We start from the raw sequence: 16,924 nt of genomic DNA on the forward strand, positions 1-16,924 counted from the left end.
CTACTCCTCTGCTATCGCGATGAACACGTTCTTGGTCTCGGTGAAGTGCAGCGGCGCGTCCGGGCCCAATTCGCGGCCCAGCCCCGACTGCTTGAACCCGCCGAACGGCGTGTTGTACCGAACGGACGAGTGCGAATTCACCGACAGGTTCCCGGATTCGATCGCCCGGGAGACGCGCAGCGCACGGGACAGGTCATCGGTCCAGATCGATCCGGACAGTCCGTAGCTGGTGTCGTTGGCCAAGCTGACGGCGTCGTGTTCGTCGTCGAAGGCCAACACCGTGACCACCGGGCCGAATATCTCGTCGGTGACGCTCCGGTCGGTGCGCTGCGGCGTCAGAACGGTTGGCGGGAACCAGAATCCGCGGCCGGCTGGCGCGGTGCCACGGAACGCGATGGGGGCGTCGTCAGGCACATACGACGCCACCTTGTCGCGATGCGCGGCCGACACCAGCGGACCCATCTCGGTGTCGCGGGATGCCGGGTCACCGACGACGACGCTGGTGACGGCCCGCTCGAGCAGCTCCATGAACCGATCATAGACACTGCGCTGCACCAGGATTCGGCTGCGAGCGCAGCAGTCCTGCCCCGCATTGTCGAACACCCCGGCCGGTGCGGTCGCGGCAGCGCGCTCGAGGTCGCAGTCGGCGAAAACGATGTTCGCGCTCTTGCCACCCAATTCCAGGGTCACCCGCTTCACCTGAGCGGCCGCACCGGCCATCACCTTCTTGCCCACGTCGGTGGACCCGGTGAACACGATCTTGGGGACGTCGGGATGGGTGACGAACCGCTCCCCGACCACCGCGCCCCGCCCCGGCAGCACCTGCAGCAGATCCGCGTCGAGTCCGGCTTGCGCCGCCAGCTCACCGAGCCGGATCGTGGTCAGCGGCGTGGCCTCCGCGGGTTTGATCAGCACGGCGTTGCCCGCGGCCATAGCGGGTGCGAAACCCCACGATGCGATGGGCATCGGAAAGTTCCACGGGGTGATGACACCGACCACGCCCATCGGTTCGTTGAACGTAACGTCCAGGCCACCGGCCACGGGAATCTGCTTGCCGGACAGGCGTTCCGGACTTCCCGCGTAAAAGTTCAGCACGTCGCGGACGTGACCGGCTTCCCATTCGGCCGCCGCGATGGGATGCCCCGAGTTGGCGACTTCGAGTGCCGCCAGCTCGCCGAGGTGGGCGTCGACGGCGGCGGCGAAGGCCCGCAAGCCGGCGGCTCGCTCGGCGGGCGACAATCGCGCCCACCGCCGCTGCGCCGCCAGCGCCCGCCCGACCGCGTCGTCGACCGCGGCAGTGTCGGCCTGCTCGACCGAGCCCAACACCTCCTCTGTCGCCGGGTTGATCAGCTGCACTGCGCTCAACTCAGCTCACGCGTCCCGCATACGACCGGGCAGCGTCCACGATCGCGGCAAACAACCGCAGGTCTTCCAGCGACTGTTCCGGATGCCATTGCACCGCAAGGACGAAACGCTCGCCGGGCAGCTCCAGTGCCTCGACGACACCGTCGGCGTCCCGCGCGCTGACCATCAGGCCCTCCCCCACGCTGTCGACGGCCTGATGGTGATAGCTCGGCGCATCGACGGATTCTCCGATCAACGCGGCCAGCCGGGTGCCCGCCACGGTGCGCACCGGCAGCCTGGTGAACACCCCATTGCCCGCGCGATGCCCACTGTGCCCGAGCACGTCGGGCAGGTGCTGGTGCAGGGTGCCGCCGAGCGCGACATTGAGCACCTGTGCGCCGCGGCAGACGCCCAGCACCGGCAGGCCACGCCGCAGCGCACCCCGCAACAGCGCGAACTCCCACGCGTCGCGGTCGGTGCGGGGCGGGTCGGTGGTGGGGTGCGGTTGCTGGCCGTAGCTGGCGGGGTCCAGGTCATACCCTCCGGTGATCACCAGCGCATGCAGGCCGTCCAGTACCGATTCGATGATCTCGGCGACCACCGGCTGCGGCGGCAGCAACACCGCAATCCCGCCGGCCCGGATGACGCCTTCGAAGTAGTCGGCCGGCAGGAATCCGGCGCGAATATCCCAGATTCCGGTCTGCACCTGCTCCAGATACGTCGTCAGGCCGACCACCGGGCGCGGCGATCTAGAGGCGTTCAAACCCACGCATCCTCTCCCAATCGGTAACCGCCGCGTTGAACGCCGCCAACTCCACTCGGGCGTTGTTGAGGTAGTGGGCGACAACGTCGTCGCCGAACACGTCTCGAGCCAGCGTCGAGTGCTCGAACACCGAGGCCGCCTCGGCGAGCGTGGCGGGCAGCCGCTCGACGCCCGGGGTTTGGTAGGCGTTTCCCGCGCAGGGATCCGGCAGCTCCAGACCCCGTTCGATACCGTACAGCCCGCCGGCGACGATCGCCGCCACTGCCAGATACGGGTTGACGTCGCCGCCCGGCACCCGGCACTCGAGCCTGGTGTTGGGCCCGTGACCGACCACCCGCAGCGCGCAGGTGCGATTGTCCAGTCCCCACGCCAGCGCGGTGGGCGCGAAGCTGCCCTCGGCGAATCGCTTGTAGGAGTTGATGTTCGGCGCGTAGAACAGGGTTAGGTCGCTCAAGGTGGCCAGCAGGCCGGCCAGAAACCCACAGAACGCCGATGACATGCCGTGCGGCCGGCTGGGACCGGCGAACACCGCGCCGCCCTGCGGATCGCGCAGCGATAGATGAATGTGACAGCTGTTCCCCTCTCGCTCATCGTATTTGGCCATGAACGTCAGGCTCTTGCCGTGCTGGTCGGCGATCTCCTTGGCACCGTTCTTATAGATGACGTGGTTGTCACAGGTGACCAAAGCGTCGGCGTACCGGAAACCGATTTCCTGCTGCCCCTTATTGCATTCGCCCTTGACGGCCTCGAATTGCAGACCGGCGCCGATCATTCCCTGGCGGATGGCGCGCAAGAGCGGCTCCATGCGCGACGAGGCCGAGATCGCGTAGTCGATGTTGTAGTCGCTGGCCGGGGTCAACCCCCGGTATCCGTTGGCCCATGCTTGCCGGTAGGGCTCGTCGAACACGATGAATTCGAGCTCGGTGGCGACGTCGGCGGCCAGGCCGCGTTCGGCCAGCCGGCCAAGCTGGCGTCGCAAAATCGCCCGCGGCGACACGGTCACGGGGCTGCCGTCGGGCCAGCCCACGTCGGCGATCACCAACGCCGTCCCTGGCAGCCATGGGATGCGCCGCAGGGTGGACAGGTCGGGCGTCATCACCGTATCGCCGTAACCGGTGTCCCAACTCGAGATCGCATAACCGCCGACGGTGTTCATGTCGACGTCGACGGCGAGCAGGTAGCCGCAACACTCGGCGCCGTGTGCGGCCACGTCGTCGACGAACCGCCGCGCGTCGATCCGCTTCCCGACCAGCCGGCCTTGCATGTCGGCGAACGCCACGATGACCGTGTCCACCTCGCCGGTGCCGGCCAGTCGTTCGAGCGCGGTCAATGACAACATCGCGGCATTCGGTTCGGTCACAGCACTTTCTTCACTGGCCATGACCGTCAGTCAACCAGGCGCTACCAGGTACTGGCGCGCAAAATGATCTCAGCGGCCAGTTGCGCCGTCGACTCCTGCACGCTGCGCCGACCCAGCTGCACCACGCGGTATTCGGCGTAGACGTAGCGCTGGCTGGCCTGTGCCACGGCCCGCGCGGCCGGCGAGCTGACCAACACCGTCGTGCCGACCTCGACGGGCGGGCAATGTCCGTCGGTGAAGGCGCCTTCGTAAGCGGTGGCCTGGGGATGGCCGCGATCGATCACCACCAGTCCGACGAAACGGCCCAGCCGGGTTGCCGTCAGTTCCCACGCCAGTTCTCCTCCGGCGCGGTCCCCCATCACCACGGCCCACCCGATGCCCAGCGCGTCGAGGATGCCGATCACCGACTTGGGAGTCAGGCGGTGATCGAAGCCGATCACGACCGTCCGAAGCGACGCGGTGTGCAAGCGTTCGCAAACGGCGTCGTACGCCGCCGGGATACGGTCCTCGTCGCCCAATATGACGACGACGACGCCGGTCTCCGGGCCGGCTATAACCACCGGCACGGGGAAACCGTCCAAGGTGGTCATCATCGAGGACACCCCAGCACGCTACAGCCAAACGGCATACGAACGCGATGATTCTGGGCATTTTGATGCGCGGACCCAGCTTTTTGACCGCGCCGTAAACCGCGGCATTTGCGCCGCCTTGATGGCGAATGACCTACGGCCGCAACCCACTTACGAGATGCGGCCGTTGTGGCGGCGGACCGTCAAGCAAGCTGAGAATACCGTCGATGTCGAGATGGGACTCCAGCAGATCGGCGGCGAGGTCGAGCTGGGCGTCGCGGCGCGCGGCGACGTTGACATCGGCGACCTCGAAGCCGGCGCGGCCGGCGGCGTCGGCGACCCGATCGAGCCACACGCGCCGGAAATCATCGTTGTCGAGCAAGCCGTGCCAATGGGTCCCAAAGACCGCGCCGCGCACCACCCCCTGCGGGTGCGGATCCGCTTCGGATGCGAACCAACCCTGTTCCCCGCAGCGGGCGACCCGCCCGTGATGGATCTCGTAGCCGGTGAGCGGTTGCTGCCAGCGACGCAAGGTCTTGTCGGGATCGAAGGTGATGTCGACGTCCAGCAGCCCAAGCCCGGGTACGCCCACGATCCCGGATTCCACCGGATCGTCTAAACGGTCGCACAGCATCTGAAATCCACCACAGATTCCCAGCACTGGCTTGCCGGCACGAGCATGCGTGGTGATCGCGTCGGCCAGCCCGTGATCGCGCAGCCAAGACAGGTCGGTGACGGTGGCTTTGCTGCCGGGGATGACGATCAGGTCGGTGTCGGTGAGGTCGGCGGGGTCGGTGACCCAGCGAACCAGCACCCCCGGTTCGCAGGCCAGCGCCTCGACGTCAGTGGAGTTGGAAATCCGGGGCAGCCGAATGGCGGCCACCCGCAGCCACTGATCACCGCGCGGGGGCGTCGGCGTGCCGATCACGCGGTGCGCGACTGCCGACAGCGAGTCCTCGGCGTCCAGCCACAACTCGTCGACGTACGGCAGCACCCCGTAGGTGGGGCGGCCCGTCATGTCGTGCAGCTGGCGCAACCCGGGTTCGAGCAGCGCGGGGTCACCGCGAAACTTGTTGATGATGAAGCCGGCGATCAGTGCCTGGTCGTCGCGCTCGAGCACCGCGACCGTCCCGAACAGGTGCGCCAGCAGGCCGCCCCGGTCGATGTCCCCGACCAGGAGCACCGGTAAATTCGCGGCGCGGGCCAGCCCCATGTTGGCCAAATCGGTGGCGCGCAGATTTATCTCGGCCGGCGAACCGGCGCCCTCGCAGATCACCGCGTCAAATTCCGCGCGCAGACAACTCACTTCCTCAAATACGATGGATGCCAGCCGGTCACGTTGCTGCACATAGCTTTCCGCGCTGACCGAGTCGGCGGCCCGACCCTTGATCACCAACTGCGAGGTGCGGTCACTGCCCGGCTTGAGCAGGATCGGGTTGAATCGCACACTGGGTTCCAGGCCCGCCGCGCGCGCCTGGATCGCCTGGGCGCGCCCGATTTCACCGCCTTCAACCGTCACCACCGAGTTGTTGGACATGTTCTGTGCCTTGAACGGGGCGACGCGGACCCCGCGGCGGGCCAACAACCTGCACAGGCCCGCCACCACCACCGATTTCCCGGCGTCGGAGCTGGTGCCCGCGACCAGCAACGCTCCGGTCATCCGGCAAACGTCATGGCAAGGTGAGGATTTCGGCGCCGGTGTCGGTGACCAGCAGCGTGTGTTCGAACTGCGCGGTCCACTTGCGGTCCCTGGTGACCACCGTCCAGCCGTCGTCCCAGATCTCGTAGTCCAGACCGCCGAGGTTGATCATCGGTTCGATGGTGAACGTCATCCCCGGTTGGATGATGGTGGACACCGACGGCTGGTCGTAGTGCAGGACGACCAAGCCATTGTGGAATGTGGTACCGATGCCATGCCCGGTGAAGTCACGAACAACGTTGTAGCCAAACCGGTTTGCATACGACTCGATCACGCGGCCGACGACCGAGAGCGCACGACCGGGCTTGACGGCGTTGATGGCGCGCATCGTCGCCTCGCGGGTGCGCTCCACCAGCAGCCGGTGTTCCTCGGAGACGTCGCCGGCCAAAAAGGTCGCGTTGGTGTCGCCGTGCACCCCGTCGATGTAGGCCGTGACATCGATGTTCACGATGTCGCCGTCTTCGATCACGGTCGAGTCGGGGATCCCGTGGCAGATGACCTCGTTGAGCGACGTGCAGCACGACTTCGGGTAGCCCTTGTAACCCAGCGTCGACGGGTAAGCGTCGTGGTCGACCATGTACTCGTGGGCGATGCGGTCCAGCTCGTCGGTGGTCACCCCGGGCGCGACGGCTTTGCCCGCCTCCACCAGCGCGCCGGCCGCGATCCGGCCGGCGACGCGCATCTTCTCGATCACCTCGGGGGTCTGCACCCACGGCTCGCTGCCCTCTTGGGCCGTGGACTTGCCGACGTATTCCGGGCGCGGGATGCGGCTGGGCACCGGCAGAGTCGGGGACAACTCTCCGGGAGCGAGTGCGGTGCGAGCGGGCATGGCGCCAGCTTAATCGCAGGCCGCGCGACCCGACCGTGCGTCGAGTGCGCATCGACGGCGTTCAGTGTGTCGTCACGGCGGGAATTCTCGGGTTTCCCCGCCCTCAACGCACACTCGACGAGGGCGGGCCGGCGATTAGAGCCGCTGGCGGCGCAGCAGCGAGCGGCGCGGTCCCCGGATGATCACCGAGCCGCACACCACCCGCCCGGTCAGCACCACGTGCGGCCGGCCCTCACCGGGCGGGTCTTTGCGCCGGTCGCTGGCGCTGCCGACGTACACCTCGACGTCATCGATGGACGCGCTCGCCCCGTCCGGCAATCGAACCTCCACCGAGCCGAATCTCATGTCGAGTTCGATGACCACCACCGGCCCCGCGAACCGGGCCTTGGTGAGGTCGAGTGCCACCGAGCCCAGCCGGCGGACCAGGGCCAGTCGGGTGGGCACCGTCCATTCACCGTGGCGCTTCAGCGAACCGGCCCAGCCGCGCAGTTCCACCCGGTCGGCCGCGGAGGTGACGATGGCGCCCGGTCCGGGCAGATCACCGACCAAGCCGTCCAGTTCGCCGCGTGTGCGCGCGTAAGACACCTGCGACGAGCGCTGCTCGAACTCGTCGATATCGATCAGCCCCAGCGCGACCGCGTTGTGCAGTCGCCGCATCGTGCCGTTGCGGTCGGCGTCGGAGACGCGCAACGCCACCATGTCGCCACCGGTATCGGTCATGTTCGCAATTTACCGCTGAAGCGGCACGGGGACCGCTAGGCCAAGAAGTTCGGCGGCAGCGCTTCGAACATGAACTTGGTCATCCGAACCGCCCACTCGGAGCTGCCGCCCCCCACGATCAGCGAGGCGAAGGCCAGATCGCCGCGGTAGCCGGCGAACCAGGAATGCGATCCGCCCGGGAACTCGGCCTCACCGGTTTTTCCATAGATCTCGCCGCAGCCGGCGATCTCCTTGGCGGTGCCGTTGGTCACCACCAGACGCATCATCGGGCGGAGCGCATCGATCATCTTCGGGCTGATAGGCGTGGTGTCGCCCTGAACGGCCGTCTGGCGGCCCACGATCAGCTGCGGGACGGGCGTCTTGCCGGCGGCGACCGTCGCCGCCACCAGGGCCATACCGAACGGGCTGGCCAGGACCTTGCCCTGGCCGAAACCGTCCTCCGTGCGTTCGGCCAGGTCCACCGTCGGTGGCACCGACCCGGTCACCGTCGTGATGCCGTCGACCTGATAGTCCAGTCCAATGCCGTAGCGGGTGGCCGCCTGCGACAGGCCGCGCGGCGGCATCTTGCTGCTGAGCTCGGCGAAGGTGGTGTTGCACGAACTCGCGAACGCGCGCGACATCGGCACCACACCGAGATCGAAACCGCCGTAGTTGGGGATGGTGCGGTGCCCGATGTCGAGGCGGCCCGGGCAGCCCAGCATGGTGTTGGGGGTGGCCATGTCGCGGTCGACGGCCGCGCCCGCGGTGATCATCTTGAACGTCGACCCCGGCGGAAACAGGCCGTTGGCGGCGGGCAAACCGTCCGCGTCAGCGCCGCCATTCTGTGCGATCGCGAGGATCTCTCCGGTCGACGGCTTGATCACGACGATCATCGCCTTGCCGCCCTTGTTGTCGACGGCGCGCTGGGCGGCGTTCTGTACCACCCGGTCCAGGGTGATCGACACCGACGGCGCCGGCGACCCTTGGACCTCGTGCAGCACCTCGACCTCGACACCGTTCTGATTGACGCTCACCACCCGCCAGCCCGCCTCGCCGTCGAGTTGGTCGACCACCGCCTTCTTCACCGCGGCGATGACCGCCGGCGCGAAATGGGGGTCGGTGGGCAGCATTTCGGGCTGGGGAGTGACCACAACGCCGGGCAGGTGCCCGAGAAGGGGGAACACCTTGTCGTTGTCGTCGGGCTGCAGCGTCACTTCCAGGTCCACCGGGTGGGGCGTCGAGCTGGCTTGCTCGGCGAGCAGCTGCGGATCGTTGAGGGTCCCGTTGAAAGGGTGCAGCACGTCGACGATCGCGTGTGCGGTGCCGGAAAGGGCCGGTCCGGCCTGGGCGGCGTCCAGCGTGTAGTGGTACAGGTAGCCCGGCACCAGCACGTCGCTGCCACCGAGCTCATTCACCGACGCGCGGTGCGGCCGGTCGGCGCGCAACGCGAACGTCTGGTGCTCGCCCAGCTTTTCGTGCAGCGCGGCGCTGGTCCACCGGACCGCCCAGTGCCCCTCGTCGCGCGCCATCTTCAGCTGGCCGTCGTAGGTCCAGGTCCGGTTCTTGGGCAGGTGCCACGTGAAGCGGTAGCCGACGGTGCCGCTGTCCTCGGCGTACTTGGCGTTGAGGACCTGAGCGTCGAGATGGGATGCCTGCAGGCCGGACCAGGCCGCGTTGAGCGCCTCGCGGGCGTCGTTGGGGCTGTCGCTGAGCTGCGCGGCGGTCGCGGTGTCGCCGATGGCCAGGGCGCGGAAGAATTTCTCCGCCGCCGGGCCCGGGCCGTCGGGCCGGGGAGTGCAACCGGACAGAACGATCACTGCGACCAGCAGCAAACCTGATACGGATGAGGCTATTGTTGTTCTAGTTGCCATCGGTGCAAATGTTAAGAACTGCGGCCAGAACAGCACCGCCGACACACCGAGACCGGACCGTTATGCGTGAATCGAGAGCGTGCTACTTGGCGAATGTGCGGCCACCCGCACATTCGGTGCCGAGCGTGCGGCCACCCGCACACTCGCTCGGAAGTGGTGATCCGAAGGCGGAGACTAGTCGAGCAGCACCGTCGCGAAGGTGCCTATCTCGGTGAAACCCACACGGGCGTACGCGGCACGCGCCACCGTGTTGAAGTCGTTGACGTACAGGCTGGCGGTCCGTCCGGTGCCGACGATCACCGCGGCGACCGTCGCGGTGCCGGCGGTGCCCAGGCCGATCCCGCGCCACTCCGGGTGCACCCACACCCCCTGGATCTGGCCCACGCCCGGAGACTGCGAGCCGACCTCGGCCTTGAACACGACCTGGCCGTGCTCGAACCGCGCCCAGGCGCGTCCGGCCGTGATCAGGCTGGCCACCCGCCGTCGGTAGCCGCGGCCGCCGTCGCCGAGCCGCGGATCGACGCCCACTTCTCCGATGAACATGTCGACGGCGGCCACCAGGTAGGCGTCCAGCTCTTCGGGCCGGACCTGTCGCACGCCGGGGTCGAGATCGCAGCCGGGGTGAGTGGACAACGCCAGCAGCGGCTGGTGGTCGCGCACGTCACGGGCCGGGCCCCAGGCCGCCTCGAGCCGCTCCCACATGGGCATCACCAGCTCGGCCCTGCCGACCAGCGACGAGCAGCGTCGCGTCCCGCGCATGGCCTCGTCGGCGAAGGCGCTCAGATCGGCCGGCGCGCCGCGCAGCGGGATCAGATTGGCCCCGGCGAAGCACAGCGATTCGTTGGCACCGCGCAGCGTCCACAATTCGCCGCCGATCGAATTTGGGTCGATGCCGTGGTCGGCCACTCGGGCCGCGACCATGCATGACGCGACGGGATCGTCGTCGAGCACCCGCCAGACGGCGGCCGCGTCGCGCACCACGGACACCCGTCGCTCACCGACAAGGCGGAACAGGGGCGGAGCCGACATATGGCGAACTCTCTTGTGGTGCGAACTCTTCGACCGGGCGCTGGCGTTATCAGCTTACGGTGACAACAGGCGAACCGCTCGATGTTGCTTCCGGTCCGCGGTCGATGTCCGCCTCGGTATCCATTTCGGCGGCGATCCGCATTGCCTCCTCGATCAGGGTCTCGACGATCTGGGATTCAGGCACGGTCTTGATCACTTCGCCGCGCACGAAAATCTGACCCTTGCCATTTCCCGACGCGACGCCAAGGTCGGCCTCGCGGGCCTCCCCTGGACCGTTGACGACGCACCCCATCACGGCGACGCGTAGCGGCACGTCCAGACCGTCCAGGCCGGCACTGACCGCGTTGGCCAGGGTGTAGACATCGACCTGCGCGCGTCCACACGAGGGGCACGACACGATCTCGAGCCCGCGCGGCCGCAGGTTCAGCGACTCGAGGATCTGGATGCCGACCTTGACTTCCTCGACCGGCGGCGCCGACAGCGATACCCGGATGGTGTCGCCGATGCCGCGCGACAGCAGTGCGCCGAAAGCGACCGCGGACTTGATGGTGCCCTGGAAGGCGGGGCCGGCCTCGGTGACCCCGAGGTGCAGCGGGTAGTCGCATTGTTCTGCCAGCTGCTCGTATGCGGCGACCATCACCACCGGGTCGTTGTGCTTGACGCTGATCTTGATGTTGCCGAAGCCGTGCTCCTCGAACAGCGAGGCCTCCCACAGCGCCGACTCGACCAGCGCCTCAGGGGTGGCCTTGCCGTACTTCTCCATGAACCGCTTGTCCAGCGAGCCCGCGTTGACGCCGATGCGGATCGGGATGCCGGCCGCACCGGCAGCCTTGGCGACCTCGCCCACGCGGCCGTCGAATTCCTTGATGTTGCCCGGGTTTACCCGCACCGCGGCGCACCCCGCGTCGATGGCGGCGAAGATGTACTTGGGCTGGAAGTGGATGTCGGCGATGACCGGGATCTGGCTGTGCCGGGCGATCTCGGCCAGCGCGTCGGCATCCTCCTGACGCGGGCAGGCCACCCGGACTATGTCGCAGCCGGCCGCGGTCAGTTCGGCGATCTGCTGCAGCGTCGTGTTGACGTCATGCGTCTTGGTGGTGCACATCGACTGCACCGAGATCGGATAGTCGCTGCCGACCCCGACGTCGCGGACCATCAATTGGCGCGTGGTACGCCGGGGAGCGAGCGTGGGCGCCGGCGTCTGCGGCATGCCCAGGCCAATGGTCACTGTTGATTCCTTCGGTCTCGTTATTGGAAGAGCCTGATCGGATTGACCAGATCGGCGGTCACAGTCAGCAGCATGTAGCCGACCACGAACACCAGCACGACGTACGTCGCGGGCATGAGTTTGAGGTAGTTCACCGGCGCGGCTGCGACCATGCCACGTGCCGACCGAATCAGGTTGCGGATCTTCTCGAATACCGCGATGGCGATGTGGCCGCCGTCAAACGGCAGCAGCGGCACCAGGTTGATCGCGCCCAAAATGAGGTTCAGCTGGGCCAGGAAGAACCAGAACGCCACCCACAACCCGTGGTCGACGGTGTCGCCGCCGACGATGCTGGCCCCGACGACGCTCATAGGCGTCTCCGGGTCGCGCTGACCGCCGCCGATGGCGTGCACCAGCGCACCGACCTTCGTAGGGATCGCGACGAGCGCCTTGCCGACCTCGCCGGTGAGGTCACCGGTGAAGCCGATGGTGGCCGGGATCGCCGTGAGTGGTCCATAGTGCGTGGGCCCGACCTTGACCGCGCCGACGCCGATGGCGCCGACTGTCGAGGGTTGCTGCTGACCGCCCTGCGCGTTGGACCCGGATGCCAGGTAGCGCTGGGTGGGTGCGACATCGACGTAAGTGGTGATCGTGGTGCCGTTGCGCTCGGCGACGATCGGGATGTTGCCGCGCACCTTGCGGATGGCGGCAGCCATGTCCTCGAATGTCGACACCGGGGTGTCGCCGACCTTGACGATGACGTCGCCGGGCCGAATTCCCGCGAGCGCCGCCGGACCGGGTCCGGTGCAGTCCCCGATCTTGCCCGGCGCAACTTCCGGTGCCACGCAGGCGGTTTCGCCGACGACCGCCCGAGTCGGCGGATGCAGGTTCGGCAGGCCCCAGATCAGTGCGATGCCGTAGAGCAGCACGAGGCAGATGATGAAGTTCGCGGCGGGACCGGCGAACAGCACCGCCACCCGCTTCCACGCCGCCTGCTTGAACATGGCGCGGTCGGCCTCGTCGGGAGCCAACTCCTCCACCGAGGTCATGCCGGCGATGTCGCAGAAGCCGCCCAGCGGAACCGCTTTGATGCCGTACTCGGTTTCACCGCGCCGCGTCGACCACAGGGTGGGGCCGAAGCCGACGAAGTAGCGCCGCACCTTCATGCCGGTCGCGCGTGCGACCCACATGTGCCCGCACTCGTGCAGGGCCACCGAGATCAGGATGGCCAGTGCGAACAGCACAATGCCGATAACAAACATCATCTCCGCTGCGAGGACCTTTCTCACACCACTTCGGGGGCTTTTGCCGACACGGCGGCGGGCTGGGATTGTGCGACGGCGCGTCGCGCCCGCTCACGTGCCCAGCGCTGCGCGTCGAGTACCTCATCCACGTTAGCGGGTGAAACGGCCCATTGGTCCGCGGCGTGCAGCACGTCGGCGATGGTTTTGACAATCGCGGGAAACCCGACCCGACCCGCGAGGAAGGCCTCCGCCGCCTCCTCGTTGGCCGCGTTGTAGACGGCGGTCATGCAGCCACCGGTCTGCCCAGCATGCCGGGCCAGCTCCACGGCGGGGAAAACGTCGTCGTCCAGCGGCTCGAAGTCCCAGCTAGACGCCGTGCTGAAGTCACAGCTGGCGGCCGCGCCGGGGACCCGCTGCGGCCAGCCAAGGGCCAGCGAGATCGGCAGCTTCATGTCCGGGGGGCTGGCCTGGGCAAGGGTCGAACCGTCGACGAAGGTGACCATCGAATGAACAATCGACTGGGGGTGCACGACCACCTCGATGCGGTCGTAGGGAACACCGAACAGCAGGTGGGTCTCGATGAGCTCCAGCCCCTTGTTGACCAGCGAGGCCGAGTTCAGCGTATTCATCGGGCCCATCGACCACGTCGGATGGGCGCCGGCCTGTTCCGGGGTGACGTCCTCGAGTTGGGCGGTCGTCCAGCCGCGGAACGGGCCGCCGGAGGCGGTCAGCACCAGCTTGGCGACTTCCTCGGCGGATCCGCCGCGCAGGCATTGCGCCAGGGCGGAATGCTCGGAGTCGACCGGCACGATCTGTCCCGGCCTGGCGGCCTGGAGCACCAGCGGACCGCCGGCGATCAGCGATTCCTTGTTGGCCAGCGCCAGCCGGGCGCCCGACTCCAGCGCGGCAAGTGTGGGCCGCAGACCCAACGCGCCTACCAGCGCATTGAGGACGACGTCGGCGTCGGTCTCCTGGACCAGCCGGGTTGCGGCTTCGGGCCCGGAGAAGGGGACGTCGCCGGCCCGCTGGGCCGCTTTCTCGTCAGCGATCGCGATGTTGGTCACACCGGTATCGGCGCGCTGCCGCAGCAACGTGTCCAGGTTGGCGCCTCCGGCGGCAAGGCCGACCACTTCGAAGCGGTCCGGGTTGGCGGCGATGACGTCCAGCGCCTGGGTGCCGATGGAGCCCGTACTGCCCAGCACCAGCACGCGGAGCCGGTCCCGCGTTTGCCAGTCGGTCGTCGGGTTGGTCACCCATTCATTGTGCCGCCCGGCACCGGCCGGGGCCATCTCCTTCGGCCATGCCCCGCAAGCCCGCCGGGGGGTGTGCCAGAATTCTCAGGACAAGCCGATCCGATCCGAAGGGGATTCGCCGTGGCCAGTACCGAGGTGGAGCACTTCACCGGCGTCGACGCCGTCGAGGTGCCGTCGGCAGCGTGGGGTTGGAGCAGGATCAACCACCGCACCTGGCACATCACCGGCCTGTTCGTGTTCGGCTTCCTGCTGGCGATGCTGCGCGGCAACCACGTCGGCAACATCGAGAACTGGTTCCTGATCGGGTTTGCGACGTTGACCCTCGTGGTGCTGATCCGCGACCTGTGGGGCCGCCGCCGCGGCTGGATCAGGTAGCCACCGCGCGTCTGCCCTAGCGGTGCGCTCGGCGCCGCCATGCGCCGCCGATCGCGACGATCGCCAACGCGAGCACGGCGATCACCCACGGCCATATCCCGTGCTGCTGTACCCAGCCGGCCACCGCGCCCTGCAGCCGTCCGGCCGCAATGATCACCGCGTCCTGCGGGTTGCCGTTCGCACCGAACAGGCGCACCTCGTAGCTACCGTAGTAGGCCACGTACAGCCCGACCAGCACCAGCAGCGCGCCGGCGATCCGGTTGACGAACGGCAGCATTCGCCGCAGCCGCTCCACCACCGCCGAACTCGCCGTCGCGGCAGCGGCCGCGAGCACCCCGACCACCAGGGTCAGCCCCGCGCTGTAGGCGAGGTAGATCATCAACCCGGTGAGGACCGATCCGCCGCGCAGGCCGGCGGCGGTAACGGCCAGAAATGGCCCGATGGTGCACGACAGTGAGGCGATCGCATAGCTGATGCCGTACCCGTACATGGAACCCAGCCGGGCGGTGGGGGCCCACCGCGGACCCAGCGACCGCGGGGTCAGGGCCGACAGTGCTCGGCCCGACAGCAGCCACGCCCCCAGCCCGATCAGCACCACCCCGACGACCACGGTGGCGTACGGCAGGTACTGCTGCACCGTCGTGGCCGCCGAGACGGTCAGCGCGCCGAACACGCCGAACACCGTCAGGAAGCCCAGCGCCATCCCGATGGTCGCCACCAGCGCACGACCGGCGACAGCAACGCCGGACGATGCCTGCGAACGCTGACCGCGCACCACCAGCAACAGGTAGGCGGGCAGCATGGCGAACCCGCACGGGTTCAGCGCGGCTACCAGTCCCGCTGCGAAGGCCAGGCCGACCAGACCGTGGTCTACCAACTCAGGACCTCAGCGCGGCGACCCGATCGGAGAGCTCCTGCTGCGACATCGCCGAGGTCGGGTTGTTGACGAACGTGGAGCTGCCGTCCGCGCGGTAGAACACATAGGCGGGCTGCCACGGGACGTTGTACCGGGCCCAGATGGATCCGTCGGCGTCGTTGAGGTTTGTGAAGTTCAGGCCGTACTTGGAGACGAAGTTCTGCTCCGCGCCGACGTCCGAGCGCCCGGCCACGCCGACGAAGGTGACACCGGGGTTGGCGGCCGCCACCTGGCTGACGCCCGGCGCTTCGGCATTGCAGAACGGGCAGAACGGCGCCCAGAACCACAACACCGCGGGCTTGCCCTGCAAACTGGCGCCGTTGAAAGGCGCACCGCTCAGCGTCGTCCCGGTGAATTGCAGCCGGTCATCGGCGGCCAGCGCGCGTGGGGCGTTGCCGACGCCGGCCAGCACCGTGGCAGCAATCAGTACGGCGGCAAACGCTGTGTTCAGGGCTGACAAGCGAATACTCATGACACACCTCATTTGTTTCAGTTATGCCTTGTCGACGGGGCAGCGCCTCGTCCGGTTCATCCACCTTCGGCGGCCAGCTGTCCACAGGCCCGGCTGAATCGCCTGCGCTCCAGCTACCCACCTTCGGCGGCCAGCTGTCCACAGGCGGCGCTGATTTCGCCTGCGCTCCAGCTACCCGCCTTCGGCGGCCAGCTGTCCACAGGCGGCGCTGATTTCGCGGCCGCGAGTGTCGCGCACGGTGCAAGAAACCCCTTTGCCGCGCACCCGCCGGACGAATTCCCGCTCCACGGCCTTGGGGCTGGCGTCCCACTCACTCCCCGGGGTGGGGTTGAGCGGAATCAGGTTCACGTGCACCAGCGGTCCGAGCGCGCGATGCAGCCGCTGCCCCAAAAGGTCTGCGCGCCAGGGCTGGTCGTTGACGTCGCGGATCAACGCATACTCCACCGACACCCGCCGCCCGGTGACGTCGGCGTAATACCTTGCGGCGTCGAGGGCTTCGCTGATTTTCCATCGGTTGTTGACCGGCACCAGGGTGTCGCGCAGTTCGTCGTCGGGTGCGTGCAGCGACAGCGCCAGCGTGACGCCGAGGCGTTCGTCGGCGAGCTTACGAATGGCGGGAGCCAGGCCCACCGTGGACACCGTCACCGACCGGGCCGAGATACCGAATCCCTGCGGCGGCGCAGCGATGATGCGCCGCACGGCGGCGACCACGCGGGCGTAGTTGGCCAGCGGCTCCCCCATGCCCATGAACACGACGTTGGACAACCGGTCCCCGAAGTCGTCACGCAGGGCCGCGGCGCCGGCGCGCACCTGCTCGAGGATTTCGGCTGTCGAGAGGTTGCGGGTCAACCCGCCCTGGCCCGTCGCGCAGAACGGACAGGCCATGCCGCAGCCGGCCTGCGACGAAATGCAGACGGTGTTGCGGTGTGGATAGCGCATCAGCACCGACTCGACGGTGACTCCATCGGGGGCCCGCCACAATGTCTTTCGCGTCTGGCCGGCATCGCAGGTCACGTCGGCCGCGGCGGTGAGCAGGATGGGGAACATCGTCTCGGCGATGGCGTCGCGTAATCCCGCCGGAAGGTCGGTCATCTGCCGCGGATCGGCGATCAGCCGGCCGTAGTACTGATGCGCCAACTGTTTGGCGCGAAACGCCGGCAGGCCCAGCTCCGCGACGGCGGCCGCGCGACCGTCCTCGTCGAGGTCGGCCAGGTGCCGCGGGGGCCTGCGGGGGCGCGGCTCGGAGAAAACCAATTGTTGAACCATGACCTAACCAGTATCGGTCACGTTCGGG

General features: G+C 67.9%; 16 protein-coding genes. 1 reads left to right on the forward strand and 15 read right to left on the reverse strand.

The features are described 5' to 3' along the window. The 12 genes from AC5Y4F_RS23550 to dxr form a co-directional block, all read right to left on the reverse strand. Window positions 1-1,365 carry an aldehyde dehydrogenase family protein gene (locus AC5Y4F_RS23550; RefSeq protein ID WP_499998994.1) on the reverse strand — a complete coding sequence of 455 codons (1,365 nt, stop codon included), beginning with the start codon at window positions 1,363-1,365 and terminating at the stop codon, window positions 1-3. Window position 1,366: 1 nt separating this feature from the next. Further along, window positions 1,367-2,128, reverse strand: a complete 762-nt coding sequence (locus AC5Y4F_RS23555; protein ID WP_231986390.1) for a gamma-glutamyl-gamma-aminobutyrate hydrolase family protein — start codon at window positions 2,126-2,128, stop codon at window positions 1,367-1,369. Continuing rightward, window positions 2,094-3,488, reverse strand: a complete 1,395-nt coding sequence (locus AC5Y4F_RS23560) for a glutamine synthetase family protein (RefSeq protein ID WP_499998996.1) — start codon at window positions 3,486-3,488, stop codon at window positions 2,094-2,096. Before AC5Y4F_RS23560 ends, AC5Y4F_RS23555 begins: the two co-directional genes overlap by 35 nt. Before the next feature lie 20 nt (window positions 3,489-3,508). Next, window positions 3,509-4,060: an alpha/beta hydrolase gene (locus AC5Y4F_RS23565; RefSeq protein ID WP_067936111.1), complete on the reverse strand. Its 552-nt coding sequence runs from the start codon at window positions 4,058-4,060 to the stop codon at window positions 3,509-3,511. Between the two features lie 130 nt (window positions 4,061-4,190). Continuing rightward, a complete protein-coding gene (locus AC5Y4F_RS23570; RefSeq protein WP_499998998.1) occupies window positions 4,191-5,696 on the reverse strand; it encodes a cobyric acid synthase in 1,506 nt (501 codons plus the stop codon). A 10-nt stretch (window positions 5,697-5,706) separates the two neighbouring features. Beyond that, complete coding sequence (gene map / locus AC5Y4F_RS23575) at window positions 5,707-6,564, reverse strand: type I methionyl aminopeptidase (protein ID WP_067936117.1); 858 nt, start codon at window positions 6,562-6,564, stop codon at window positions 5,707-5,709. A 135-nt stretch (window positions 6,565-6,699) separates the two neighbouring features. After that, window positions 6,700-7,284, reverse strand: coding sequence for a DUF1707 SHOCT-like domain-containing protein (locus AC5Y4F_RS23580; protein ID WP_067936120.1), 585 nt, complete (start codon window positions 7,282-7,284; stop codon window positions 6,700-6,702). 35 nt (window positions 7,285-7,319) lie between these two features. Next, the gene (locus AC5Y4F_RS23585) at window positions 7,320-9,134 is read right to left on the reverse strand and encodes a penicillin-binding transpeptidase domain-containing protein (RefSeq protein ID WP_067936259.1); all 1,815 of its coding nucleotides are present in this window, start codon (window positions 9,132-9,134) and stop codon (window positions 7,320-7,322) included. Window positions 9,135-9,308: 174 nt separating this feature from the next. Next, window positions 9,309-10,163 (reverse strand): GNAT family N-acetyltransferase, encoded by an 855-nt coding sequence (locus AC5Y4F_RS23590; RefSeq protein ID WP_067936123.1) that lies wholly within the window; start codon window positions 10,161-10,163, stop codon window positions 9,309-9,311. Between the two features lie 49 nt (window positions 10,164-10,212). Beyond that, entirely contained in the window at window positions 10,213-11,391 is a 1,179-nt protein-coding gene (gene ispG / locus AC5Y4F_RS23595) for a flavodoxin-dependent (E)-4-hydroxy-3-methylbut-2-enyl-diphosphate synthase (RefSeq protein WP_067936124.1), read from the reverse strand. 20 nt (window positions 11,392-11,411) lie between these two features. After that, on the reverse strand, window positions 11,412-12,635 hold the full coding sequence (locus AC5Y4F_RS23600) for a M50 family metallopeptidase (RefSeq protein WP_067936261.1): 1,224 nt from the start codon (window positions 12,633-12,635) through the stop codon (window positions 11,412-11,414). A gap of 20 nt (window positions 12,636-12,655) precedes the next feature. Beyond that, on the reverse strand, window positions 12,656-13,903 hold the full coding sequence (dxr, locus tag AC5Y4F_RS23605; RefSeq protein ID WP_499999001.1) for a 1-deoxy-D-xylulose-5-phosphate reductoisomerase: 1,248 nt from the start codon (window positions 13,901-13,903) through the stop codon (window positions 12,656-12,658). An 84-nt stretch (window positions 13,904-13,987) separates the two neighbouring features. Between dxr and AC5Y4F_RS23610 the strand changes: the two genes are divergently transcribed. Beyond that, window positions 13,988-14,242 carry a DUF2631 domain-containing protein gene (locus AC5Y4F_RS23610; RefSeq protein ID WP_067936130.1) on the forward strand — a complete coding sequence of 85 codons (255 nt, stop codon included), beginning with the start codon at window positions 13,988-13,990 and terminating at the stop codon, window positions 14,240-14,242. Between the two features lie 16 nt (window positions 14,243-14,258). Here the strand turns inward: AC5Y4F_RS23610 and AC5Y4F_RS23615 are convergent, their stop codons facing one another. From AC5Y4F_RS23615 to rlmN, 3 genes are all read right to left on the reverse strand, one after another. Continuing rightward, complete coding sequence (locus AC5Y4F_RS23615; protein ID WP_067936132.1) at window positions 14,259-15,119, reverse strand: cytochrome c biogenesis CcdA family protein; 861 nt, start codon at window positions 15,117-15,119, stop codon at window positions 14,259-14,261. Between the two features lies 1 nt (window position 15,120). Then, window positions 15,121-15,630 carry a disulfide bond-forming protein DsbE gene (dsbE, locus tag AC5Y4F_RS23620; RefSeq protein ID WP_067936133.1) on the reverse strand — a complete coding sequence of 170 codons (510 nt, stop codon included), beginning with the start codon at window positions 15,628-15,630 and terminating at the stop codon, window positions 15,121-15,123. Between the two features lie 171 nt (window positions 15,631-15,801). Beyond that, window positions 15,802-16,896 carry a dual-specificity RNA methyltransferase RlmN gene (gene rlmN / locus AC5Y4F_RS23625; RefSeq protein ID WP_067936134.1) on the reverse strand — a complete coding sequence of 365 codons (1,095 nt, stop codon included), beginning with the start codon at window positions 16,894-16,896 and terminating at the stop codon, window positions 15,802-15,804. Window positions 16,897-16,924 lie beyond the last annotated feature (28 nt).

It is taken from the genome of Mycobacterium sp. NGS56 (assembly GCF_059812425.1).